This window comes from Pseudomonas sp. PS02288, from assembly GCF_029959715.1.
GTDB classification, from domain to species: Bacteria; Pseudomonadota; Gammaproteobacteria; order Pseudomonadales; family Pseudomonadaceae; genus Pseudomonas_O; species Pseudomonas_O kuykendallii.
In genome coordinates, this window is sequence record NZ_JASCPA010000026.1 from 37,783 (window position 1) to 60,043 (window position 22,261).

The window sequence follows — 22,261 nt, forward strand, 5'->3', positions numbered from 1 at the left end:
CGTGCGGCCCATCAGCGCTCATAGACTGACGGTTCGCCCCGGTCGTTCCCTCCGATCCGTCCGCGCCCGATGCCCGCCTGCCGGAGCGCCTCAGGTCGGCGCCGAGCGACCGGTCATTTCCCGCGCCATCTCGCTGGCATAGCTGTCGGTCATGCCGGCGATGAAATCGATCATGCGCAGGAACGAGTGGTGCAGCGAGCTATCGGGCTTCGGGGCGTTGTTGCCGAGCAGGTCGAGTATCCGCTGGTGCTTGAACGACGGCGTGCGACCGCCGTGCTGCTCCAGCGCCGCGCCGCAGAAGGCATTGAGGAGGATTTCCAGGGTCGTATAGGCGCCGATCTCGTGCAGCGTCTTGCGCTTGTCCTGGAAAATCCGCTCCCGCGCGATGGCCTTGGCGCGCAGCACACAGTGTTTCGCCGAGCCCTGCATGTGCTCGACCAGATCGCCTTGCAGGGTACCGGCAAGCAGCGCGCCTTGCTGTTCGACGAAAGCCTGGGCCGCGGCGTTGGTCAGGTGCTCGATGGCCTTGCCGCGAAGGATCGCCAGCTTGCGCCGCCGCGAGTCCTTCGGGCCCAGCTGGCGGTAGGTTTCGGGGAGGTCGCCTTCGACCAGGTCGAGCAGCAGTTCCTCGACCTCGCTGTAGTCGAGCAGCTCCATCTCCAGACCATCCTCCAGGTCGATCAGCGCGTAGCAGATGTCGTCCGCAGCCTCCATCAGGTAGACCAGCGGATGACGCGCCCAGCGTTGCTCCTCCAGCAAGGGCAGGCCGAGCTTGCCGACGATCTGCTCGAGCAGCGGCAGCTCGCTCTGGTAGCAGCCGAACTTGTGCTTCTTGTAGCCGGGCGACTGCGCGTGGCGGGACGTCCAGGGGTATTTCAGGTAGGTGCCGAGCGTTGCGTAGGTGAGCCGCGTGCCGCCATCGAACTGGTGGTATTCCAGCTGGGTGAGCACGCGAAAACCCTGGGCGTTGCCTTCGAAGTTGAGGAAGTCGGCACGCTCGACATCGCTCATGTCGTCCAGCCAGCCGCGCCCTGCGGCCTGCAGGAACCAGTGGCGGATGGCGTCTTCGCCGGAGTGACCGAACGGCGGGTTGCCGATGTCGTGGGCCAGGCAGGCCGATTGCACGATCATTCCCAGGTCGGCGGGATCGCACCAGTCCGGCAGCTCATCGCGCAGCACCTCGCCGGCCCGCATGCCCAGCGAGCGGCCGACGCAGCTGACTTCCAGCGAGTGGGTCAGGCGGGTGTGGATATGGTCGTTGCTGGTGACCGGATGAACCTGGGTCTTGCGTCCCAGGCGGCGGAACGCGCCCGAGAAGATGATCCGGTCGTGGTCCTTGTGGAAAGGGCTGCGTCCCAGTTCTTCGGTGTTCTGCAGGGACTTGCCGAGGCGTTCGCGGGTGAGCAGGGTCTGCCAATCCAAAGCGGGTACTCATCGTGGATGAATGGACCTGCTAGCTTCCCGGTTGTGGCCGGTCTATTCAAGCCGGCCCGACCGGCAACGTCGGCGCGTCGCGCGCGTCAGAGTCCGGCCGCGTCGATATCCACCAGCAGCAGGCGCCGGCCGTTGTCGATGAACAGCCCGGCGGTCAGGCAGTACTGGTTGGTCGTGGCGTCGCGGTAGGTGCTGGAGAGCGTCAGGCGGCGCTCTTCCCAGCCCTCGGCGAGTAACTGGTAGAAGTACGGGCGCCACGACCAGTTGTGGTTCAGGTAGCGCGTATCTTCGTGCCAGGCGCCGTTACGCCACTCCAGGTTGGGGCTGACCTGGGTGCCGTGGCGATCACACTCGTAGACCCGCAGCAGCCACGGGTACTGGAGCGGTGGCGGAATGCTGTGGGGAAAACCGTCGGAAGCCAGGGTGCGCAGGCTGCTCATCAGTTGAGTGAGTTGCTGACGCAGCGCCACCAGTCGCGCGCGTTCGGCCAGCTTGCGCTGCACGTAATGCTCGCGCAGCGCGGCGAAGCGCTCGACGAAGGCGTCCGAGGGGAAGAAGTTCTCCTCCGGCCTGGCGAACAGGTAGCCCTGCACGTAGCGGGCGCCGCATTCTAGGGCGAAATCCAGCTCGGCCTCGGTTTCCACGCCCTCGGCGATGATCCAGCAACCGGTCTTCTCGGCCATCTGCGCCAGGGCCTTGACCACCTCTCCGCTCGGCCCGCCTCGGGCGGCTTCCTGGAACAGGCGCATGTCGAGCTTGAGGATGTCCGGCTGCAGGGCCAGCACGCGATCCAGCTGCGAGTAACCGGCGCCGAAGTCGTCGATGGCGATGCGGGCACCGGCCTCACGGTAGCGTTGCACGACTTCCGGCAGGCGCAGGCTCGCGCCGCCCAGTTCGGTTATTTCGAAAACGATGCGTTCCGGCGCGATACCGTGGGCGCGCAGTTGCTTGAGGCTGGGGAGCGGCTGGCTGGGTCGCAGGCGGCTGATCCAGCGCGGCGAGATGTTGATGCTGAGAAACCAGTCGGCGGGCGCTTCGTCCAGGCGGCTCAGGGCGTTATCGCGAATCTGGCGATCGAGTCTGCGCAGCGCGCTGGGGGAAACCTTGGGATCGACGAAGAGGGGGCCGACGGAGGGCACGGTGCCGTCCTCCTGGCGCAGTCGACCCAGGGCCTCGACGCCCGCGATGAGGCCGGTGGCGGTATCGATGAACGGTTGGAAAAATGCTACTGCTTGCCCGTTTATCACGGACGCATCCTTGATCAGAGAAAGGGAAACAATTCAAAGGCATGGTAACGAGTTTCGGCCGAATTGTTTCCCACTGTTTGCAAGAATGCGGCCAGCGCTGCGCCGGCCTTTTACTAAGGTCGCACGACGGGACGTTCGACCACGACGGTTTTTTTCTCGACGGAACCGAACGCCTTGACCAGCGGATAGACCGCCAGCCCAAGCCGGGCGATCTTGCCCAGCATGCCCAGGCGCTTGCCGAACAGCGTCAGCACGATCCCCGCACCGATCACCAGCGGCGTCTTGTTCGTCGAGGCGGAACTGCGGGCGGACATGAACTGTTTCGCCTGCTGCAAGGGGTGCGATAACGGCTGCGAGTGGTACAGCAACTGTTGGCGGTGCATCTCCATGCGCAGGCGGACGAGGTCCTTGCGCATGGCGCGTCGGGTAGCACTGGAAAGATGGCTCATGGCAGGAGTCGCTCCCGATTGCGGGCGAGTTCTTCGACGGTCGCCTGGAACGGAACGCTGGCCATCTCGGCAAGCCGGACCGCGCGCAGCACGCAGATGATCAGTCCCAGGCCATACACGACGCACAACCCGATGATGGCCGCGAGCCGGTAGCTGTCCCAGAAACCGATCAGGATGGCGGCCGAAATGCCGATGGTCACCAGGAGCCCGAAGAACAGACTCAGACCGGAAAAGATGAACAGTTGGAAGGTTCTCGATTTCTCTTCCTGAAGCTCTATTCCGATCAGCTCCAGATGACCCTGCATGAGCCCGACGAACGCTCCGCCCAGCTTCTTCAGCGAGGGCTTGGGAGCGTTTTCAGATGGCGAAGCGTCCATTGGTTCTCCTTAGCGGCGGCTGATCAGTCCGAGCAGGAAACCGACACCTGCGGCGATACCGATCGACTGCCACGGATGCAGGTGCACGTACTCTTCGGTCGCCTCGATCGCGGCCTTGCTCTGGTCTCGGCAGACGTTCTCGCGCTCCTTGAGCATGCCCTTGGCGCGGGTGATGTTCTCGTTGATCTTGACCCGCAGTTCGTCCGCCTGGGCGCCAGCGACTTCCTTGGTGTGCTGCAGCAGACGCTCGGTGTCGGCGATCAGGGTCTGGAACTCGGCGGCGAGCGCCTCCTGGGCGTCGCGCAAGTTGCGCTTGTGCTCGGGCACGTCGATCTGGGCGAGCGGGTCGAGTTCGTCGTTCACGGAAGGATTCAGGGTGTCTTGTACGGCCACGTCAATCTCCTTTGGGCTATTGCCACTGGTGAGTGTCTCCATCTTTCGAGCCCCTGGCTTGCGGCAAGGTTCCCGAGGCGGTCGAGACGACTGTCTGAGCATTCCTGGTGCGTCGTGCATAGCTTGCGCTCCCTTCCCGTGCGGGGTGAGCGCAACGCATGCCGATAGTGGCGGCTTGCTGGACGTTTGTCATTGCCATGGGCGTCGGGCACCGATTCGCGGGCAAAAAAAACCCGCCGTGAGGCGGGCTTTTTTTCTGCCGCTGATTACATCAGTTGCAGGGTGTAGTTGAAGATCAGGCGGGTTTGGTCGGTATCGGCGTTGGCCGCACCGGTGTAGCCGCGGTAGGTACCATGACGCAGGGTCACGCCAAAGCCTTTGAGCGCGCCTTCCTGGAAGACGTAGTCGATACGCTCGTCGCGTTCCCACTCGCTCTGGTCCTTGCCAACACCATTCGTTGCCTTGATGTCGTCGCCGCTGATGTAGGCGACCGAGGCCTTCAGGCCCGGAATTCCGACTTTGGCGAAGTCATAGCTGTATTGACCGAAGGTGGAGTTTTCGCCTGCACGGGCGAACTGGTTAACCATGGCGTTGGTGAACAGGTAGAAGTCGGAGCCACCGTTGCCCTCGTTGCCGCCACTCGCGCCGGTAACGCTACCCTGGTTCAGCCAGACGAAGCCGCCGTCATCCGATACGCGCTGGTGGCCGAGCATCAGCGCGTGACCGCCGAGGCTGTAGGTGAACATGGCGCTCCAGGTGGTGTTGTCCACTTCATACTGGTTCTTGGCGTAGCCGCCGTTGTTACTGAACTGATAGCCCGCCTGGCCGTTCTTGCCGTCATCTCCGGATTTGAAGTAGCGCAGGTCGGTCTTGAACGACTGGTTGTCGCTGATCGGGTAAATGTGGGTCAGGCCGGCGAAGTGCTGGTCGTAGTAGTTTTCCAGGTTCGCGTAGTAGTACTGGAGGGTCAGATTCTTGTTGACCTTCCAGTCGGCGCCGGCGAAGCGGAACTGGTTGCTGCCGCGGGTACCGCCCGCAACCGACAGACTGGTGTAGTTGCTCGATGCGCGGCTAATCACATGGCTGAGTTGGCCTGCGCTGAACACTACGTTGTCGATTTCCTTCGAGGTGACCATGCCGCCTTCGTAGGCCTGCGGCAGCACGCGCGAATCGTTCGACAGGACTACCGGCAGGCTCGGCATCAATGTGTTGCCGTAGCGCAGTTCAGACTTGGAAAAGCGAGCCTTGGCAGTCGCGCCCATCCGGTTCCAGGCTCCTACTGCCGAGCCATCGCTATCGCTGGGGATAAAGCTGTTGCTGTTTGGGTGGTGACCACGGCCCCCATCGAGATGAAGCGCAAGCAGCCCCTGCACATCAAGGCCGAAGCCGACGGTGCCTTCGGTGAAGCCGGAGATGTAGTCAGCACGGAACGCCTGCGCCCATTCGCGTTGATCGTAACCATTCGGAGTCGTGGGGGCGGACCCTGTATAGGGATCGCGGTTATCGTTGTCGTAATAGAAGTTGCGCAGGGCCAGGCTGACCTTGCTGTCCTTCAGGAACTCGGCCTGAGCCAAGGAGGGCACTGCGATGCTGGCGCCCAGGGCTGCGAGAGCGATAGCGCGGGCAAGTGGGGTGCTGCTCATTATTGTTGTCTCCTCGTGTATATGCTGGTCGATTCGTGACCGACCGGTTACGGCGCGATGAAATAAAACATGTAGTCACTGTTTGGGCGCTTAGACTTTAGTCGGCTTGTCAGGACTTACCAAAGGGCCAGGGCGCCTCTGGGAAGAGATCCAGGCAGGGAACCGACTTCCTCCCCCGAACTCCAAGCGCATCCCCTTCCTTGGACGGGTTGATCCTACAGCCTGGCGTTGCGCTTGGACAGCCGGTGGTAGACTGCGGCGAGATGTTTTTACAGGAGCGTCGAGATGCTTCCGGAATGCCAGCTGTTGGGGACTTCGGGCTGCCATTTGTGCGAGTTGGCGGAGGCCATGCTCATGCCGTTCGTCGAGAACGGCCTGCTGGTCGAGCTGGTGGACATCGCCGAGCGGGAGGAGTGGGTGGAGCAGTACGGGCTGTCGATTCCGGTACTGCGCCGCTGCGATTCGTGGGCCGAACTGGGCTGGCCGTTCGATTCTGACCAGATAGTCGCTTTTCTTCGCTGAGCGCTCCGCCGCACCCTGAGGCGGCGGAGGCTCCCCTCATTTGTCCAGTGCCGCGCCGTTGGCGATCCAGGCGCCGATCAGGTCGCGTTCCTGCTGGGTCATCTGGGTGATGTTGCCCAGCGGCATGATCTGGTTGGTCACCGCTTGTGCCTGGATGCGCGGCGCCATCTGCTGGATCTGCTGCGGCGTGTCGAACATCACCCCCGCCGGCGCTGCGCTGAACAACGGGCTGGTCGGCTGCGCCGAATGGCAGACCGTGCAGCGTTCGTGAATCACCGCGCTGACCTTGTCGAACTCGCGGGCTGCCGGTGCCTGCTGGGCAGCCGGCTGCGCGTTCGGCGCGGGGCTGGCGGGCGTGCCGAGTCTTCCCGAGGTGACGAACGCCAGGCTGATCATGCCCAGCGCCGCCAGCGGCAGCGCCCAGGCGAACTTGCCGGTGGCGTGGCGGGTGTTGAAGTAGTGGCGGACCAGCACCGCGAGCACGGAGATGGCGGCGAGGATCAGCCAGTTGTAGTGGCTGCCGTAGGTGCTCGGGAAGTGGTTGCTGATCATGATGAACAGCACGGGCAGGGTGAAGTAGTTGTTGTGCCGCGAGCGCAGCAGGCCCTTGGCCGGAAGCGCCGGGTCGGGTTCGCGGTTCTGCTCAATGGCCGCCACCAGCGCGCGTTGCGCCGGCATGATGGTGCGGAACACGTTGCCGACCATGATGGTGCCGATCAGCGCACCGGTATGGATGTAGGCGGCGCGACCGCTGAACACCTGGGAGAAGCCCCAGGCGGCGAACACGATCAGTACGAAGAGGGTCAGGCCGAGCAGCGCCGGATGCTTGCCGAGGGCGGATTCGCAGAGCAGGTCATAGATGAACCAGCCGGCGATCAGCGCGCCCAGGCCCACCATCACCGCCTGCGCCGGGCTCAGCGAGCTGCCCGGTGCCAGCAGGTAGACGCCGGGGTTCAGGTAGTAGACCACCATCAGCAGGGCGAAGCCGGAAAGCCAGGTGCTATAGGCCTCCCACTTGAACCAGTGCAGGTTCTCCGGCATCTGCGGCGGCGCGAGCTTGTACTTTTCCAGGTGGTAGATACCGCCGCCGTGGATCGCCCAGAGGTCGCCGGACAACCCTTCGCGCGGATTGCGCCGGTCCAGGTTGTTCTCCAGCCAGACGAAATAGAAGGAAGCGCCGATCCAGGCGACCCCGACGATCATGTGTATCCAGCGAATGGTCAGGTTCAGCCATTCGGTCAAATGTGCTTCCAAGATTTCTACCTCATGCCTGCAGCGGCGGCTGCCAGTCCTTCAAAGCTCGGGGTCGAGGAGCAACTGCTCGCTCTCGTCGAAAAAATGTTCGTCGCAGTTGTTGCCGGCGCCGCTGCGGTCGACCACGAGGAAGTCGTCCCGCGCGGCGATCGCCAGTACCGGGTGATGCCAGACGCCGCGACGATAGTTCACGCCCTGGCGGCCGTCGCTGATGAAGGCGCGCACCTGCGCCGGATCGGGGCAGTCGCCGGGCGGGGCGGCCACCACCAGGAACGGCTTGCCGAGTAGCGGCACGAATGCCTGGCTGCCCTGCGGGTGGCGCTCGAGCATGCGGATGGTCAGCGGCATCTTCAGCGCCTCGGCGCGGAAGATGCTGATGATCGCCTGGTCGTCGGGCAGCTGGGTTTCCACCGTGGCCAGCTTGTGATAGCGGCGGGTGGAGCCGTTGTTGATCATGAAGAAGTCGCTGCCTTCGGTTTCGATGACGTCGCCGAAGGGGGCGAAGGCTTCCTTGGTCAGGGGCTCGATGATCAGTGTACGCATGGCAGTCCGCTTTCCTGAGTGAACGTCCTCCCTTCTCGGGAAGAGAGGCTTCGGTACTTACTTCGCCAGCTTGCCGAACAGGCGCAGGCGGCTGACGCCACCGTCCGGGAACACGTTCAGGCGCACGTGGGTAATCGGGCCGAGCTGGGCGATCTGTTCGGCGAACTCGTGTTCCTGGTGCATCTGCAGCTTCTGGCTGGGCAGCAGTTCGCGCCAGAACAGGCTCTGGGTCTCGATCTGGCTGTCGGTGCCGCCTTTGACGAACGCCGCCTGGATCGAGCAGCTGTCCGGGTAGTTGCCCTTGAAGTGCAGGGTGTCGACGACGATCCGCTCGATCTCGCCCGGATGGCCGAGGGCGATGATCACCCAGTCGTTGCCGGGTGTGCGGCGACGTGCGGTTTCCCATCCGTCGCCCATGTTCACTCCGCGGCCGGGGTTGAGCAGGTTGCCCATGCTGCCGTAGTGCTCGTCGGAACAGGCCAGGGCGCGGCCGCCGTTGAGCGCCGAGGCGAGGTCGATCTGTTCGTCGGCGCTTTGCGCGGACCAGTCACGGTGCGGAATGCCGTAGACGCGCAGGCGTGCCACGCCGCCGTCCGGGTAGATGTTGAAGCGCAGATGAGTCCACGGGCGGTCGTCGGCGACGGCGTGGTAGTGGTGGCTGTTGCCCTGCAGTTCGACGGCGGGGAGCACCTCGGTCCACTCGGTGGCGTCGCTCGGATCGCCCTCGGCGACGAAGCAGGCCTCCAGCGAGGCGGACGGCGGGTAGTTGCCGGTGAAGTGGCTGGTGTCGATGTCGACGCCCTTGATCGAGCCGGCGATGCCCAGACGGATCACCGCGCTGTCGTACCCCTCGAAGCGCTTGCGCCGCGACTCCCAGCCGTCCATCCACTTGCCGTTGTCGTCGAACACGCCTTCCTTCCACACCGCCGGCGTCGGCTGGAACAGGCGGTTGACGTCGGCGAACCAGTCGTCGGTGACCGACAGGGCCTTGGTGCCGAGGCGGGCGTCGGCGAGGTTGAGGTATTTCTCGAAGGGTGCGGCGTAGGTCTTCATGGTCTTCTCGTCGGTTACAGCGCTTGCAGGCGGAACAGCGCGATCTTGTTTATTTCGGCCAGGGCGCGGGCGAATTCCTGCTCTGGCGAGTGGTGGATGCGTTCCTCGAAGGCGGCGAGGATCTGGTGCCGGTTGCTGCCTTTCACCGCCATGATGAAGGGGAAGCCGAAGCGCGCCTTGTAGGCGTCGTTGAGCTCGGTGAAGCGGGCGAACTCCTCGGCGGTGCATTCGTGGATGCCGGCGCCGGACTGTTCGGAGGTGGAGGCGGCGGTCAGCTCGCCGCGCACGGCGGCCTTGCCGGCCAGGTCCGGGTGGGCGTTGATCAGGGCCAGTTGTTCGGCGTGGCTGGCAGCGAGCAGCACGGCGGCCATCCGCGCCTGCAACACTTCGACTTCGTCGAGGCCGGCTTCGACGCCCTGGTCGAAGGTGCGCTCGGCGACCCAGGGCGAGTGCTCGTAGATGTCGGCGAAGGCCTCGATGAAGGCTGCGCGATCCAGCGTCGACGGCGTCAGGGTGCGGAAACGGCTCATGCACGGCCTCCCTTGAACGGATGAGTGACGTGCCAGTGGCGGGCGATGTCGACGCGGCGGGCGAACCAGACCTTGTCGTGGCCCTTCACGTAGTCGAGGAAGCGCTGCAGCGCCGCGAGTCGCGCCGGGCGGCCGAGCAGGCGGCAATGCATGCCGATGGAAAGCATCTTCGGCGCGCCGGCCTGGCCTTCGGCGTAGAGCACGTCGAAGGCGTCCTTCAGGTACTCGAAGAAATCGTCGCCCTTGTTGAAACCCTGCACCTGGGTGAAGCGCATGTCGTTGGTGTCGAGGGTGTAGGGGATCACCAGATGCGCCTTGTCCGGGCTTTCCGGGTCCCAGTAGGGCAGGTCGTCGTCGTAGGTGTCGGAGTCATAGAGGAAGCCGCCTTCCTCGCGCACCAGGCGCCGGGTGTTAGGGCCGGTGCGCCCGGTGTACCAGCCGAGCGGGCGCTCGCCGGTGAGTTCGGTGAGGATGCGCACGGCTTCGTTCAGGTGCTCGCGCTCCTGGGCTTCGTCCATATATTGGTAGTCGATCCAGCGCAGGCCGTGGCTGCAGATCTCGTGGTCGGCGGCGACCATCGCGCGGATGACATCCGGATGACGCTGCGCGGCCATGGCCACGGCGAAGATGGTCAGCGGGATGGCGTGTTTGTCGAACAGCTTGAGCAGTCGCCAGACGCCGGCGCGGCTGCCGTATTCATAGAGCGATTCCATGCTCATGTTGCGCACGCCCTGCAGCGGCTGCGCGGCGACCATCTCGGAGAGGAATGCCTCGGACTCCTTGTCGCCATGAAGGATGTTGCGTTCGCCGCCTTCCTCGTAATTGAGCACGAAGGAAAGCGCGATGCGCGCCTCGCCGGGCCACTGCGGATGAGGAGGGCGATCGGCATAACCGATCAGGTCGCGGGGGTATTCGGCACTCACGGCAGCTGTCCTTGGGATTTTGGAGGTACATGCGTGAAGAAATTGTATACAGATTTGATTATGCTTTGCGAACAGTTATCGTGCGTCGAGGCCGGCGTCGTCCACGACCGAAAACCGTAGCAAAAAACTTGCCTACCTGGTCAGGAGTTTTCCATGAAAGCCGCAGCGCACCTGATTCTCGGCCGATTCGTCCGAGCGGGGGTTTGCGTCCGTGACGCGCGCCGCGCTGTGCAACAATCCACAGCTGTCCGTTCAATCCGCCCGTATCGCGGGCTTACATCCGAGGAGGCGCGGCGCGGCCGCGATCACAATGGGACGACTGACTACCCACATACTGGATGCCTCGCAGGGCCGGCCGGGCCGCGACATCCTGATCGAGCTGTATCGCGTCGAAGGCGCCGAGTTGCACCTGATCACCCTTACGCGCAGCAACGACGACGGGCGTTGCGGCGCGCCGCTGCTCGAAGGTGAGGACTACCGTTCGGGCGTTTATCAGCTGCACTTCCACGCCGGCGACTACTACCGCGCCTGCGGCATCGCCCTCGCCGAACCGGCATTCCTCGACGTGGTGGTGCTGCGCTTTGGCATCGACGCCGCCCAGGACCATTACCACGTTCCGCTGCTGATCTCGCCTTACAGCTATTCGACCTACCGCGGCAGCTAGTGTTGTCATGCACTGCGGATGGAACCGCGGTCAGGCGTTCATGAATGCAGGGATGGGCAGGTCACTGTCTGGTGACCTGAAACGGGGCGGCGGCGGTCGATTGCCCGCATGACCTGCACGCTCGCGACGCACTGCCCAAGGCGTTGCCGTAAACGATTTCTCGCATCGTCTGTGTACAATGCGAGCTCCCTTTTTCCTGCTTCGAGCAAGTCGGCCGCCATCGCGGGCCCACGGCCGGGCAGTTCGCGGATACCAGCATGAGCCCAGAGTCGCAGCCCCGGAGCAAGTCAGTGCGCAGCGCCAAGCGCCGCAGCGGGACCCAGGACGAGCGGGTTTATGCGCACATCTTCGACGCTATCCTCGAGCAGCGCCTGGCGCCGGCAACCAAGCTCAGCGAGGAGGCGCTCGGCGCCATCTTCGGCGTCAGCCGCACGGTGATCCGCCGTGCGCTGTCGCGGCTGGGGCATGAGGGCGTGGTGCTGTTGCGGCCCAATCGCGGCGCCGTGGTGGCCAGCCCCACGGCGGACGAGGCGCGGCAGATCTTCCATGCGCGGCGGATGATCGAACGGGCGATCACGGAACTGGCCTGCGAGCGTGCCAGCGCCGCGCAGATCGCCGAGCTGCGCCAATGCGTGGCCGAGGAACATGCCTGCTTCGCCCGCGGCGATCGCGGCACCGGCATCCGCCTGTCCGGCGAATTCCACCTCAAGCTCGCCGAAGTGGCCGGCAACGTCCCGCTGATCGGCTTCCTGCGCAGCCTGATCTCGCAAAGCTCGCTGATCATCGCGCTCTACGAGAGTCGGGCGCGGGCGCAGTGTTCGGACGATGAGCACCAGCGTCTGATCGATGCGATCGAGGCGCGCGATGCGAACGCTGCGGTGGCCCTGATGATGCGCCACATGGACGGCATCGACGGCAAGCTGAATCTCGATGGCGACACCGCCGCGGTGGATCTGGCAGCGGTGTTTTCGCGCGTGCGGCCGGGAACAGCCTGAGGCGGGAGCTGGGTCAGGCGGGAATCGCGGCGGTGACGATCAGTTCGACCCGATAGCCCGGCAGGGCCAGGCGGGCCTCGCCGCAGGCGCGTGCCGGCGCGTGCCCGGCCGGGACCCACGCGTCCCAGACCGCGTTCATTTCCTCGAAGTCGTTCATGTCGGCCAGCCAGATCACCGTCTGCAGGATGTGTTCGGGCGAGGAGCCGACTTCGGCCAGCAGGCGTTCGACTTCGCCCAGCGCCTGGCGAGTCTGGTCGGTAACGCTGGCGTTCAGTTCGCCAACCTGGCCGGCGAGGTAGACGGTGCCGTTGTGCACGACGATCTCGCTCATGCGGGTGCCTGTGTTGATGCGCTTGATGCTCATGGGTTCTCCTGGAGGGAAGGGGTGTTCAATTGAAACGCGAGGCGTTGTAGTCATCGAGCCATTCCGGCGCCTGGCCGCGGACACTGGCGGCCACCAGCTGACCGGTGATGCCGGCCAGGGTGATACCGAGGTGCTGGTGACCGAAGGCATGAATGACGCGTGAGTCGCGCTGGCTGGGACCGATCACCGGTACGCAGTCGGGCACGGTCGGGCGCATGCCCAGCCAGGAGTGGCTGACCGGTGCATCGATGTTCAGGACCTTGCGCACGCGCTCCTCGATGTAGCGGATGCGCGCCGGATTGAGCGGGTCGCGTAGCGAACCCAGCTCCACGGTGCCCGCCGCGCGCAGGCGCCCGTTGGCCAGCGGAGTCATGTAGAAAGCACTTTCCACCGGGCAGGTAGGGCGGGTCAGCAGTTCGCGGCCAAGCTCGAACTCGACGTGGTAGCCGCGCTCGGTTTCCAATGGAATGCGCTCACCCAGCGTGGCGGCGAGTTTGGCCGACCAGGCGCCGGCGGCGAGCACCACGCGGTCGGCTTTCAACGTCGTTCCGTCTTCGCATTGGATCTCCACACCATCGTTGCGCGAGGTCAGGCGCCGCGCTTTGCCGCGCAGGATGGCCCCGTCGGCGCGCAGCGGCGCCGCCAGTGCCTGGATGAAACCCTGTGTGTCGCGCAGATGGCAGGAGCGGGGGAACAGCACGCCGCCCACGCTCAGTCCGGTCATCGCCGGTTCCAGTGCCTCGATGCCTGCGCTATCCAGCACTTCCTGCTCGATGCCCAGGGAGCGGCGCAGGGCGATGTCGGCCTGGGCGCCTTGCAGGCCGCGTTCGGTGGTGTAGGCATACAGGCAACCGTTGTTGCGGATCAGCGCGCGTGCTTCGGGGGCGGCCTCGAGCAAGGGCTCGTAGCCGCTGTAGGTGTCGCGGAGCAGGCGGGCGAGTCGCTCGGCGTTGAGTTGTGCGCGGCTTGTCGTGCATTGGCCCATGAAGCGCAGCAGCCAGGGCATCAGCTCGGGCAGGCGCGACCAGCGCACCACGAAGGGGGAGTCCTGGGAGAACAGCAGATTGGGCAGATTGGACCACACCGACGGGTTGGCGATGGGCGTGCAGGCGTATTCGGCCAGGGTGCTGGCATTGCCGTAGGAGCACTGGCCCGCCAGCTCTTCCGGCTCCAGCAGGATGACCTGATGGCCGTCGCGGCGGAGCCAGAGTGCGCAGGCGACACCGATTGCGCCGCCACCGATGACGACGATTTCGTTGCGTGTAGCGTTCATGAATTATCCCTGGAGTGGCGGGGCGGGGCGCTTCTGGCCAGACGTGCGATGACATCCAGTGCGCGGGTGAGCTGCTCGCGCGTCGGCGCCGCCGAAAGGTTGATGCGCACGGCGTTGGGCACGTGCTCGGGGTCGAGGCTAAAAGCCGAGCCGGGCAGCACGGCTACGCCGTTCTCCAGGCAGGCCTGGGTGAAGTCTGCGTCACGCCAGGCCTCGGGCAGGGTCAGCCAGGCATGGGGCGCGGTGGCGCCGCTGCTCACGTCGAGCCCTTCCATGGCCTGCTGCAGCAATGCCTGGCGCGCGCGCAGTTCCTCGCGCTGGACGACGACCAGGTCACGCGCCTTGCCGCTCTCGATCAGTCGGGTGGCGACCAGCGCCGACAGCGGAGCGATGCTCCAGCAATCCACTCGCAGGCTGGCGCTCATGTCAGCTACCAGGCTGGGGGGCGCGAGCACGAAGCCGATGCGCAGCCCCGGTGCGACGCATTTCGACAACGACGTCAGGTACAGCGTCTGTTCGGGCAACTGACGGGCCAGCGGGGGCGGCGAGTCGTCGAGAAGCGGTCGGTACACATCATCTTCGATGAGCAGAACGCCGGCCTCCTCGATGACCTTCAACAGCGCGTTGCGGCGCTCCTCGTCGAGGGTGATGGCGGTCGGGTTCTGGATCGAGGTCACCAGAAACACCACGCGCGGCGAGTGTTCGACACAAGCCTCGCGCAGCGCCTCGGGGAGCATGCCGCGTGCGTCGGTGCGCACGCCGACCAGATTCAGGTCCAGCGTGCGGCACAGGGCGGTGATGCCCTGATAGGTGACATCGTCGGCGAGCACCGTTTCGCCCGCCTCGGCGAGGGCGCGCAAGGCCAGCGCCAGGCCATGCTGCGCACCATCGCACATCACCACCTGCGAGGCGTTGGCGCCCAGGCCCTGTTGGCGTAGCCAGTGGGCGGCGGCTTCGCGCGCCCAGCTCGGGCCTTCGGATGGGTGATAGTCCTTCATCGAGTCGAAGCGCGGGTCTTTCGACAGCTCCGGCAGTAACGCCGCCAGCACATGGTTGTAGGCGTCCGTCGCGGGGCGGTTGACGCTGAGGTCGATGGTTCCCGGTTCGTTGCGTGGCGCCGACTGGAACTGGGTTTCCCGCGCACGGTGGGCAGACACCCGAGTACCGCGCCCCGGACGGGTATCGATGAGTTCGGCGTCCTGCAGCATCGCCATGGCACGGGTGACCGTGGCGATGTTGACGTTGAGGCGGCTGGCGAGCTCGCGGTGCGGTGGGAGCTTGTCACCCGGAGCGATCTGCCCCGAGCGGATGCTTTCCGCCAGCGCATTGGCCAGTTGTTCGTACAACGGTTCCGAGCGACTGCGGGAGGAGTGCAGTTCTTTTTCGGTGGCAGAGAGCAGTGCTTCGAGCATGGAGAGTGTTCCGGAACGAATTGTATCGCTTGTAATGGTGATTCTACCGCTATTGAGGCGTTATACCAGCATGGTCCGCCAGTAATTCGTTTTTGCTAGAGGTGTTGTAATGGTTGTATCGCTTGTGTTTTGCTGGTTGTATTGCTGATGTCATGCGCAATATCGCTTCCACCAGGCCCAAGGAGGGCAACTATGCAATCCCTACGCAAGATATTCGCCGTTGGCGCAACCGCGCTTACGCTCGGTTTAGGTTCATTTTCCAGCGCATTCGCTGCGGACGTATCGCTGCGCATGACGCACCTGTTCCGTGCCGACTCGGACGCCGGCAGGGCCGCGCAAGCTTTCGCCGACGAAGTGAAGCAGCGCAGCGATGGCCGCATAGAGGTCACCGTATACCCGGCCAGCCAGCTCGGCGACTGGACCGAAACCCACTCGCTGCTGATGCAGGGCGCCATCGACATCGGTCTGCAGGCGCTTTCCACCAACTTCGACCGACGCCTGGCCATTGCCTGGTTCCCCTATATCGCACCGACCTACGCCGAAGCCAAGACCGCTTACAGCCGTGGTGGCTTCGCCTACGACATCGTCGACGAACTGATCCAGAAGCAGGGCCTGCGACTGCTCGGCGTGTTTGGCGATGGCATGGGCGGCGCGGGTTTCGCCAAGGACGTCAGCAACCCTGCGACGCCGGGCGAGGATAAGCACTTGCGTATCCGCGTTTGGCCGGGTGGCACTACCCACCGCGTGCTGATGGAGAAGATGGGCTTCCAGGTGGCGACCATCCCTTGGGCAGAGCTTTACACCGGCATGCAAACCGGCGTGGTGGATGGCCAGATTGGCGGTTCGCCGGAGATGACCTACAGCAACTTCAAGGACATCACCAAGACCTGGGTGCAATACAACGATCACCTGGAGCTGGCCTGGTTCGTGATGAACAGCGAGCGTCTGGGTTCGCTTCCTGAAGCCGACCAGAAACTCCTGGTCGATGTCGCTCAGGATATCTCCTCCAAGCGTTTCGACAGCGTCGAAGCGGCCGACGAGCGCCAGCTGAAAGCATTGGAAGCCGGCGGCACCAAAGTCGTTCGCCTAACGCCCGAGCAGCTGCAGCAGATGGCGAGCTTCACCCGCGAAAAAGTCTGGCCGGTGATCGGCGAAGAACTGGGCGACGACGTGATGGCCAAGCTGCGCGCCGGCATCAAGCAGAACTGAGTGTTTGCGATCGAACACCGAGAGAGGTAACCCATGTCGAACGTCCTTCGCGGACTGCGTGCGGTCTGGTACGCCAAGATTTACCTGCAGCGCATCCTGGTGGTGCTTGCAGGGGTGAGCCTGACCGCGCTGATCTTCACCCAGGTGGTCTCCCGCTATTTCTTCGAGACGGCCATATTCGGGGTCGAGGAGATCGCCTGCTACGTCGCGGTATGGATGTACTTCCTCGGTGCTTCGGTCGGCGCGGAGCAGCGCGGGCATATGTCCGCGTCGCTGGTCGAACTGCTGCTGCGCGGTGAAACCGCGCAGCGGTTGGTCCGGTTGCTGGTCTGCGTGCTTTCGGTGACGCTCTGCGGCTGGATGACGATATGGGCCTGGGGCCTGGCGCGCTGGTCGCTGAAGCTCGGCATGATGTCCACCGAAATCAACCTGCCGGTGGGGTATGCGCAGTTGGCGATGCCGGTGGGCCTTGGTTTGATGACGCTGTATTTCCTGTTCGAGCTGATCGAACTGATCGTTCACTGGAAGCGGGAAGCGATTTCACATGATTGAGTACATCCTCATCGACGCCGCGATTCTCTGCGTGCTGCTGGTAATCGGCTTGCCGGTTCCGCTGTGTTTCGCGGCCGCGGTGCTGTTCCTGTTCAGCGTGGGCAACTTCGGCAATCCCTCGTTCCTGGTGAGCGCTGGATTCAGTCAGGTCTCCTCGGTGGTCCTGCTGGCGATTCCCCTTTACATCATCGCCGGCACCATCATGAGCCAGGGAGGCATCGCCGCCCGGCTGATCGACCTGGCGGAGTCCATCGTCGGGCGTTTTCGCGGCGGCCTGGGCATCGTCGTGATCCTCGCCACGGCGGTATTCGGGGCTATTTCCGGCATGGCCTCGTCGGCGGTGGCGGCGATCGGCACGACGATGATTCCGCGGATGGTCGAGAACGGTTACGACCGTGGTTACGCTGCCAGCCTGGTGGCCTGTTCCTCGGTACTCGCGCTGCTGCTGCCGCCGAGCGCCTCGATGATTCTCTACGGCTGGGTATCCGGTACCTCGATCACCGCAGCCTTCCTGGCGCCGATCCTGCCGGCGTTCATCCTCATTCTGCTGTTCGGGTTATTGAACTGGGTGCTCACGCGCAAGATGCCGTTGCGCCGCGAACCGGCGCTGCCGGCCCGCGAGTGGGGGCAGGAAATCGCCCGTCGGGGTCGCCGCGCGAGCCTGGGCCTGGTCATGCCGTTGATCATCCTGGGCTGCATCTACGGCGGCGTCACCACGCCGACCGAGGCGGCGGCGATCGCGGTCATCTACGCCGTCCCGCTCAGCGTGCTGATCTATCGCGATATGGGCTGGAAGGATCTCTACACCACGCTTTGGAAGTCCGGGCAGATGACCGGCGTGCTGCTGGTGCTGGTGTTCTTCGCCTCGATGCTGTCGCGCATGCTGACCATGCAGAACGTGCCGCAACTGATGCTCGAAGGCTTCACCCACGTCAGCGAGAACCCGCTGGTGTTGCTGCTGATGGTCAACCTGTTCCTGATCGTGGTGGGCATGTTGATGGACGACGCCAGCGCGATCCTGCTGGCGACGCCGATGCTGATGCCGATCATGCACAACCTGAACATCGATCCGGTGCATTTCGCCGCGATCATCGCCACCAACCTGGGCATGGGCCTGATCACGCCGCCCACCGCACCGCTGCTCTATCTTGGCTCACTGGTGGGCAAGGTGCCGCTGGTCAGGATGCTGTCGCCGACCATGGTGTTCCTGCTGTTCGCCTACATGCCAGTGGTGCTGCTCACCACCTACGTCCCGGCGCTGTCGCTGACGCTGCCGCGTCTGATGGGTTATTAAGGGGCCGAGATGATCTATCGACATCGTGTCGGAATCCGCGAGTATCGTTTCGAAGGCCTGGCCCAGTTGATGGCGCGCGCTACCCCGTTGCGCTCCGGCGACGTGCTGGCAGGTATCGCGGCAAGCAGTGCCGAGGAGCGTGTCGCCGCGATGCGCGCGCTGGCAGAAGTGCCGTTGAAGCGCTTTCTCGAGGAGTGGCTGATCCCGTACGAGAGCGACGAGGTGACGCGGCTGATTGCCGACCGCCACGACCCCCAGGCGTTTGAACCGGTCGCCGACCTCTGCGTCGGCGAGTTTCGCGACTGGCTCCTTTCCGACTCTGCCGACGAGACGGCCCTCGCGGCCTTGCGCCAGGGGCTGACGCCGGAAATGACCGCGGCGGTGAGCAAGCTGATGCGGGTTCAGGACCTGATCCTGGTGGCACGCAAATGCCGGGTCGTCAGCCGCTTCCGCAACACCCTCGGGCTGGGCGGGCGGCTATCCACCCGGCTGCAGCCAAACCACCCCACCGACGACCCTTCGGGGATCGCCGCGTCGCTGGTCGATGGCCTTCTCTACGGTAACGGCGATGCGGTAATCGGCATCAACCCGGCCACCGACAACGTGCCGGCCGTGGCCCGCCTGCTGCACATGCTCGACGAGGTGATCCGCAGTTACGAGATTCCCACCCAGTCGTGCGTGCTCACCCATGTCACCAACACGCTGCAGGTGATCGAGCAGGGCGCGCCCGTCGATCTGGTCTTCCAATCGATCGCCGGCACCCAGAAGGCCAACGAGAGTTTCGGCATCTCCCTATCGCTGCTACGCGAGGCGCATGAGGCGGGCCTTTCGCTGCGTCGCGGAAGCGTCGGCGACGATCTGATGTATTTCGAGACCGGGCAGGGCAGCGCACTGTCTGCCGATGCCCATCACGGCGTCGACCAGCAGACCTGCGAGGCGCGCGCCTATGCGGTGGCCCGCGAGTTCAGGCCGTTGCTGGTGAATACGGTGGTCGGCTTCATCGGCCCCGAATACCTGTACGACGGCAAACAGATCATCCGCGCCGGCCTGGAGGATCACTTCTGCGCCAAGCTGCTTGGCGTGCCGATGGGCTGCGACATCTGCTACACCAATCACGCCGAAGCCGATCAGGACGACATGGACATGCTGCTGACGCTGCTGGGCAACGCCGGGATCAACTTCATCATGGGAATTCCGGGCTCGGACGACGTGATGCTGAACTACCAGACCACGTCCTTCCACGACGCGCTTTACGCTCGCCAGGTGCTTGGCCTGCGTCCCGCGCCTGAGTTCGAGGCCTGGCTGGAGCGCATGGGCATCTTCGATGCGGCCGGACGTATTGCCGTCGCCGAGCAGTTGCCGGCGCCCTTCGCGCGGGCTCTGGAGGCGTTGCGATGAGCGGGCATCGCGGCGTTACCGGCAATCCCTGGGAGTCCCTGCGTCAGTTCACCGATGCGCGCATCGCGCTCGGGCGCAGTGGTTCGAGCCTGCCGACACGGCCCTGGCTGGATTTCCAGCTGGCCCATGCCCAGGCGCGCGACGCCGTGCATCTGCCGCTGGACACTGAGGCACTGCGGGCCGAGCTGGCGCAGCGCTTCGACGAGGTGCTGACCCTGCACAGCGCCGCGGCGGACCGCCAGACCTATTTGCGTCGGCCCGACCTCGGGCGCCGCCTCGAGGAAGCCTCAACGCGGGCGCTGGAGGCCCGGGCGGGGGCGTCCTGCGACCTGGCTTTCGTGTTGGCCGACGGCCTCTCGGCGAAGGCGCTGCAGCAGAATGCGTTGCCTTTCATCGATGCCCTGCTTCCCGCCGTCCGGCGCGCGGGGCTTTCCGTCGGACCGGTCTGCCTGGTCTCGCAGGGCCGGGTGGCAATTGGCGATCCGATCGGCGAGCGCCTCGGTGCGCGGCTGGTACTGGTGCTGATCGGCGAACGCCCCGGCCTCAGTTCGCCGGACAGCCTGGGCTTGTACCTGACCTACGCACCGCGCAGCGGCCGCAACGACGCCGAGCGCAATTGCATCTCGAACATCCGCCCCGCCGGGCAAGTCCCGCAGGAGGCGGCGCAGCGCGCCCTCTACCTGGTGCGAGAGGCGCTGCGCCGGCAGCTGTCGGGGGTCTCGCTGAAAGACGAGACGCAGACTCTCGAGGTTTCGGTGAGCGGTGCGCGCAACGATTTCCGGCTCACCTTCGATGAGCCGTCCAACCCTGGAGAAACACCATGAAGTATCAGGTTCGCCCCGGCGTGGAGAGCTATGGTCACGCCATCGGCATCCTGCTGATCGATTGCTCGACACCGTTCGTCCCCGGCGATGTGGGCAATGCCTCCACCTATGATTACCCGGTGCTCTACCGCACCGTGCCGGACGTGACCCTCGAGCGGCTCATCGAGCAGGGCGACGAGAGCCTGGTGCAGAACGTCATCGACACCGCGCTCGAGCTGCAACGCATGGGCGTGCGCGCGATCACCAGCGATTGCGGCTACATGGTGCGTTACCAGCACAAGGTCGCGGCGGCGCTGGATACCCCGGTGATCCTCTCCAGCCTGCTGCAACTCCCGATGATCGAGCGCACCCTCGGGCCGCAGCGCAAGGTCGGCATCATCTGCGCCAACGCGCGGCGGCTGACCCCGGAACTGCTGGCGATCGCCGGGCTTTCCGATCCCTCGCGCGCGGTGATTCGCGGCCTGGAAGACCAGCCGCAGTTCCGCGGGCCGATCCTCGACGAGACCGGCACGCTCGACCAGGAGGCCGTCGAGGCGGAAGTGGTGGCGGTGGCGCGGGAGATGGTGGCGACGCACCCGGAGGTGGGGGCGATCCTCCTCGAATGCTCGAACCTGCCGCCTTACGCGGCGGCGGTTCAGGCGGTCACCGGGCGCCTGGTCTTCGACTTCACCACGCTGATCGACAGCTTCCAGCATGCCTCGCGGCGGCGCCGCTTCGCCGGTATCTACTAGGCCCTGCGGCGCTTGCGCAGCCGTCGCCAACCGAGCACCACACCGCTCAGGCTGATCACCAGCCCGCCCAGGCTGAAGGCGAGCATCAGCACGTCGCGCAGCAGCGGGCGTTGCAGCAGCGGCTGCCAGTCCCAGCTGTGCAGCAGGTTGAACAGCCAGCGCGCCAGGCGACGGCGTTCGTCCAGCTGCTCCAGCAGCGCGCCGCTGCGTGGGTCGATGTGCAGCCAGGTGCCGGCGGCATCGTCGACGCGCACGCGCAGCACCGGAAGGGGGCGTTGCAGGCCGCCGTTCATGCTCTGTTCGGCGCGGGCGAAGTAGTAGAAGTCGTAGGCCGGCAGCTCGTCGAAATCCATCGCCGTACCTGGCGACATCGCCTGAACGGCGCGGCGCAGGGTGCTTTCCGGCAGGCGCCGCAGCGGCTCATTCGCGTCGTCCATCGCAAGCACGCGGCTGTTGCCGTCGCTCTCCAGCGCCTGCAGGACGCCTTCGCCGCCGACCATCCGCCACTCCAGCTCGCGCGGCTGCAGGCCCGCCTGGCGAAAGCGTGCCAGTGCCTCGCGCACCGGCAGCGGGAACGCCTCGGCACGCAGGGCGCCGCCCTGGTAGGCCGAAGCCGTCAGCCTGGATTGGCTGTCCAGCAGGTGCCAGGGGCGCATCGACATCAGCCCGCTGAAGATCCAGGCGATCACCACGCCGCCGAACAGCAACCCGCCGATGTGGTGCCAGCGCGCGAAGCCGCCGCGATAGGGCGAGCGCGAGCCGCTGCGATAAGGGCGGGAGAAACGCCAACGCAGCACGCCGACCACCTGCCCGAGCAGCGCCATCGCGGTGGCGGCGAGCGCCGAGTAGATCACCAGGTTCGACCACCAGGGGCCGCGCAGCGGATACAGCCAGTGCAGCCAGGCACCGATCCAGTTCCAGGCCCGTTCGGTGCGGGTGGCATCGCGCACCACCGCGCCGCTGTGGCTGGAGATGTACAGCTGGCGACCCTCGGCATCGTCCAGTTGCACCCGGTGTAGCGGACGATCGCCGTCTAGCGCGCGGCTGTGGGTCCAGGCGTCCTCGTCGACCAGGCCGAGGTAATGCGCCGTGGCGCGGGGATCGAACTGCCGCGCGCGGGCCCGCGCGCCGGCGTCCTCGACCGCCCCGCTACGCCTGCCCTCGAGGGCGTCCAGCG

24 protein-coding genes are annotated in these 22,261 nt (G+C 65.1%); 9 read left to right on the forward strand and 15 right to left on the reverse strand.

Annotated features, from left to right (window positions below; all coding sequences use genetic code 11):
* Positions 1-90: 90 nt before the first annotated feature.
* From QMX85_RS12225 to QMX85_RS12250, 6 genes are all read right to left on the reverse strand, one after another.
* On the reverse strand, positions 91-1,422 hold the full coding sequence (locus QMX85_RS12225; RefSeq protein ID WP_273232957.1) for a deoxyguanosinetriphosphate triphosphohydrolase: 1,332 nt from the start codon (positions 1,420-1,422) through the stop codon (positions 91-93).
* Positions 1,423-1,520: 98 nt separating this feature from the next.
* Positions 1,521-2,681, reverse strand: coding sequence for an EAL domain-containing protein (locus tag QMX85_RS12230; protein WP_282341208.1), 1,161 nt, complete (start codon positions 2,679-2,681; stop codon positions 1,521-1,523).
* Positions 2,682-2,794: 113 nt separating this feature from the next.
* Positions 2,795-3,130, reverse strand: coding sequence for a hypothetical protein (locus QMX85_RS12235; RefSeq protein WP_090231325.1), 336 nt, complete (start codon positions 3,128-3,130; stop codon positions 2,795-2,797).
* Positions 3,127-3,507, reverse strand: coding sequence for a phage holin family protein (locus QMX85_RS12240; RefSeq protein WP_090231324.1), 381 nt, complete (start codon positions 3,505-3,507; stop codon positions 3,127-3,129). Before QMX85_RS12240 ends, QMX85_RS12235 begins: the two co-directional genes overlap by 4 nt.
* Positions 3,508-3,516: 9 nt before the next feature.
* Complete coding sequence (locus QMX85_RS12245; RefSeq protein ID WP_245728236.1) at positions 3,517-3,840, reverse strand: DUF883 family protein; 324 nt, start codon at positions 3,838-3,840, stop codon at positions 3,517-3,519.
* A gap of 326 nt (positions 3,841-4,166) precedes the next feature.
* Positions 4,167-5,543 (reverse strand): OprD family porin, encoded by a 1,377-nt coding sequence (locus tag QMX85_RS12250; protein WP_282341214.1) that lies wholly within the window; start codon positions 5,541-5,543, stop codon positions 4,167-4,169.
* A 285-nt stretch (positions 5,544-5,828) separates the two neighbouring features.
* Here QMX85_RS12250 and QMX85_RS12255 point away from each other — a divergent pair, with 285 nt between their 5' ends.
* Complete coding sequence (locus tag QMX85_RS12255; RefSeq protein ID WP_282341216.1) at positions 5,829-6,065, forward strand: glutaredoxin family protein; 237 nt, start codon at positions 5,829-5,831, stop codon at positions 6,063-6,065.
* 36 nt (positions 6,066-6,101) lie between these two features.
* On the opposite strand, the gene QMX85_RS12260 is transcribed toward QMX85_RS12255, so the two are convergent.
* The 5 genes from QMX85_RS12260 to puuE are packed head-to-tail and all read right to left on the reverse strand — an operon-like array spanning position 6,102 to position 10,368.
* Positions 6,102-7,319: a urate hydroxylase PuuD gene (locus QMX85_RS12260; RefSeq protein ID WP_282341218.1), complete on the reverse strand. Its 1,218-nt coding sequence runs from the start codon at positions 7,317-7,319 to the stop codon at positions 6,102-6,104.
* Between the two features lie 39 nt (positions 7,320-7,358).
* Positions 7,359-7,862 (reverse strand): ureidoglycolate lyase, encoded by a 504-nt coding sequence (locus QMX85_RS12265; protein ID WP_282341220.1) that lies wholly within the window; start codon positions 7,860-7,862, stop codon positions 7,359-7,361.
* Between the two features lie 57 nt (positions 7,863-7,919).
* A complete protein-coding gene (alc, locus tag QMX85_RS12270) occupies positions 7,920-8,915 on the reverse strand; it encodes an allantoicase (RefSeq protein ID WP_282341222.1) in 996 nt (331 codons plus the stop codon).
* 14 nt (positions 8,916-8,929) lie between these two features.
* A complete protein-coding gene (gene uraD / locus QMX85_RS12275; RefSeq protein WP_282341224.1) occupies positions 8,930-9,445 on the reverse strand; it encodes a 2-oxo-4-hydroxy-4-carboxy-5-ureidoimidazoline decarboxylase in 516 nt (171 codons plus the stop codon).
* Positions 9,442-10,368, reverse strand: a complete 927-nt coding sequence (gene puuE / locus QMX85_RS12280; RefSeq protein WP_282341226.1) for an allantoinase PuuE — start codon at positions 10,366-10,368, stop codon at positions 9,442-9,444. The genes uraD and puuE overlap by 4 nt, the downstream gene beginning before the upstream one ends.
* A 310-nt stretch (positions 10,369-10,678) precedes the next feature.
* Here puuE and uraH point away from each other — a divergent pair, with 310 nt between their 5' ends.
* Together uraH and QMX85_RS12290 are read left to right on the forward strand one after the other, a co-directional pair.
* Positions 10,679-11,032 carry a hydroxyisourate hydrolase gene (uraH, locus tag QMX85_RS12285; protein WP_282341228.1) on the forward strand — a complete coding sequence of 118 codons (354 nt, stop codon included), beginning with the start codon at positions 10,679-10,681 and terminating at the stop codon, positions 11,030-11,032.
* A gap of 257 nt (positions 11,033-11,289) precedes the next feature.
* Positions 11,290-12,027 carry a GntR family transcriptional regulator gene (locus QMX85_RS12290; protein WP_282341230.1) on the forward strand — a complete coding sequence of 246 codons (738 nt, stop codon included), beginning with the start codon at positions 11,290-11,292 and terminating at the stop codon, positions 12,025-12,027.
* A 13-nt stretch (positions 12,028-12,040) separates the two neighbouring features.
* On the opposite strand, the gene QMX85_RS12295 is transcribed toward QMX85_RS12290, so the two are convergent.
* The 3 genes from QMX85_RS12295 to QMX85_RS12305 are packed head-to-tail and all read right to left on the reverse strand — an operon-like array spanning position 12,041 to position 15,076.
* Positions 12,041-12,391 (reverse strand): RidA family protein, encoded by a 351-nt coding sequence (locus QMX85_RS12295; protein WP_282341232.1) that lies wholly within the window; start codon positions 12,389-12,391, stop codon positions 12,041-12,043.
* 25 nt (positions 12,392-12,416) lie between these two features.
* Positions 12,417-13,664, reverse strand: a complete 1,248-nt coding sequence (locus tag QMX85_RS12300; RefSeq protein WP_282341233.1) for an FAD-dependent oxidoreductase — start codon at positions 13,662-13,664, stop codon at positions 12,417-12,419.
* Positions 13,661-15,076 carry a PLP-dependent aminotransferase family protein gene (locus tag QMX85_RS12305; protein WP_282341234.1) on the reverse strand — a complete coding sequence of 472 codons (1,416 nt, stop codon included), beginning with the start codon at positions 15,074-15,076 and terminating at the stop codon, positions 13,661-13,663. The genes QMX85_RS12300 and QMX85_RS12305 overlap by 4 nt, the downstream gene beginning before the upstream one ends.
* A 291-nt stretch (positions 15,077-15,367) precedes the next feature.
* On the opposite strand from QMX85_RS12305, the gene dctP reads away from it, so the two are divergent.
* The 6 genes from dctP to QMX85_RS12335 are packed head-to-tail and all read left to right on the forward strand — an operon-like array spanning position 15,368 to position 21,084.
* Positions 15,368-16,285: a TRAP transporter substrate-binding protein DctP gene (dctP, locus tag QMX85_RS12310; RefSeq protein ID WP_282341235.1), complete on the forward strand. Its 918-nt coding sequence runs from the start codon at positions 15,368-15,370 to the stop codon at positions 16,283-16,285.
* A gap of 33 nt (positions 16,286-16,318) precedes the next feature.
* Positions 16,319-16,837: a TRAP transporter small permease gene (locus QMX85_RS12315; protein ID WP_282341237.1), complete on the forward strand. Its 519-nt coding sequence runs from the start codon at positions 16,319-16,321 to the stop codon at positions 16,835-16,837.
* The gene (locus tag QMX85_RS12320) at positions 16,830-18,131 is read left to right on the forward strand and encodes a TRAP transporter large permease (protein ID WP_282341238.1); all 1,302 of its coding nucleotides are present in this window, start codon (positions 16,830-16,832) and stop codon (positions 18,129-18,131) included. The genes QMX85_RS12315 and QMX85_RS12320 overlap by 8 nt, the downstream gene beginning before the upstream one ends.
* Positions 18,132-18,140: 9 nt before the next feature.
* A complete protein-coding gene (locus QMX85_RS12325; protein ID WP_282341239.1) occupies positions 18,141-19,529 on the forward strand; it encodes an ethanolamine ammonia-lyase subunit EutB in 1,389 nt (462 codons plus the stop codon).
* The gene (eutC, locus tag QMX85_RS12330; protein WP_282341241.1) at positions 19,526-20,353 is read left to right on the forward strand and encodes an ethanolamine ammonia-lyase subunit EutC; all 828 of its coding nucleotides are present in this window, start codon (positions 19,526-19,528) and stop codon (positions 20,351-20,353) included. Before QMX85_RS12325 ends, eutC begins: the two co-directional genes overlap by 4 nt.
* Positions 20,350-21,084: an aspartate/glutamate racemase family protein gene (locus QMX85_RS12335; protein WP_282341243.1), complete on the forward strand. Its 735-nt coding sequence runs from the start codon at positions 20,350-20,352 to the stop codon at positions 21,082-21,084. The genes eutC and QMX85_RS12335 overlap by 4 nt, the downstream gene beginning before the upstream one ends.
* Here the strand turns inward: QMX85_RS12335 and QMX85_RS12340 are convergent.
* Positions 21,081-22,261 (reverse strand): PepSY domain-containing protein (locus tag QMX85_RS12340; protein ID WP_282341245.1); only part of this gene is annotated, 1,181 nt, incomplete at its 5' end. The two genes, QMX85_RS12335 and QMX85_RS12340, sit on opposite strands and share 4 nt — an antisense overlap.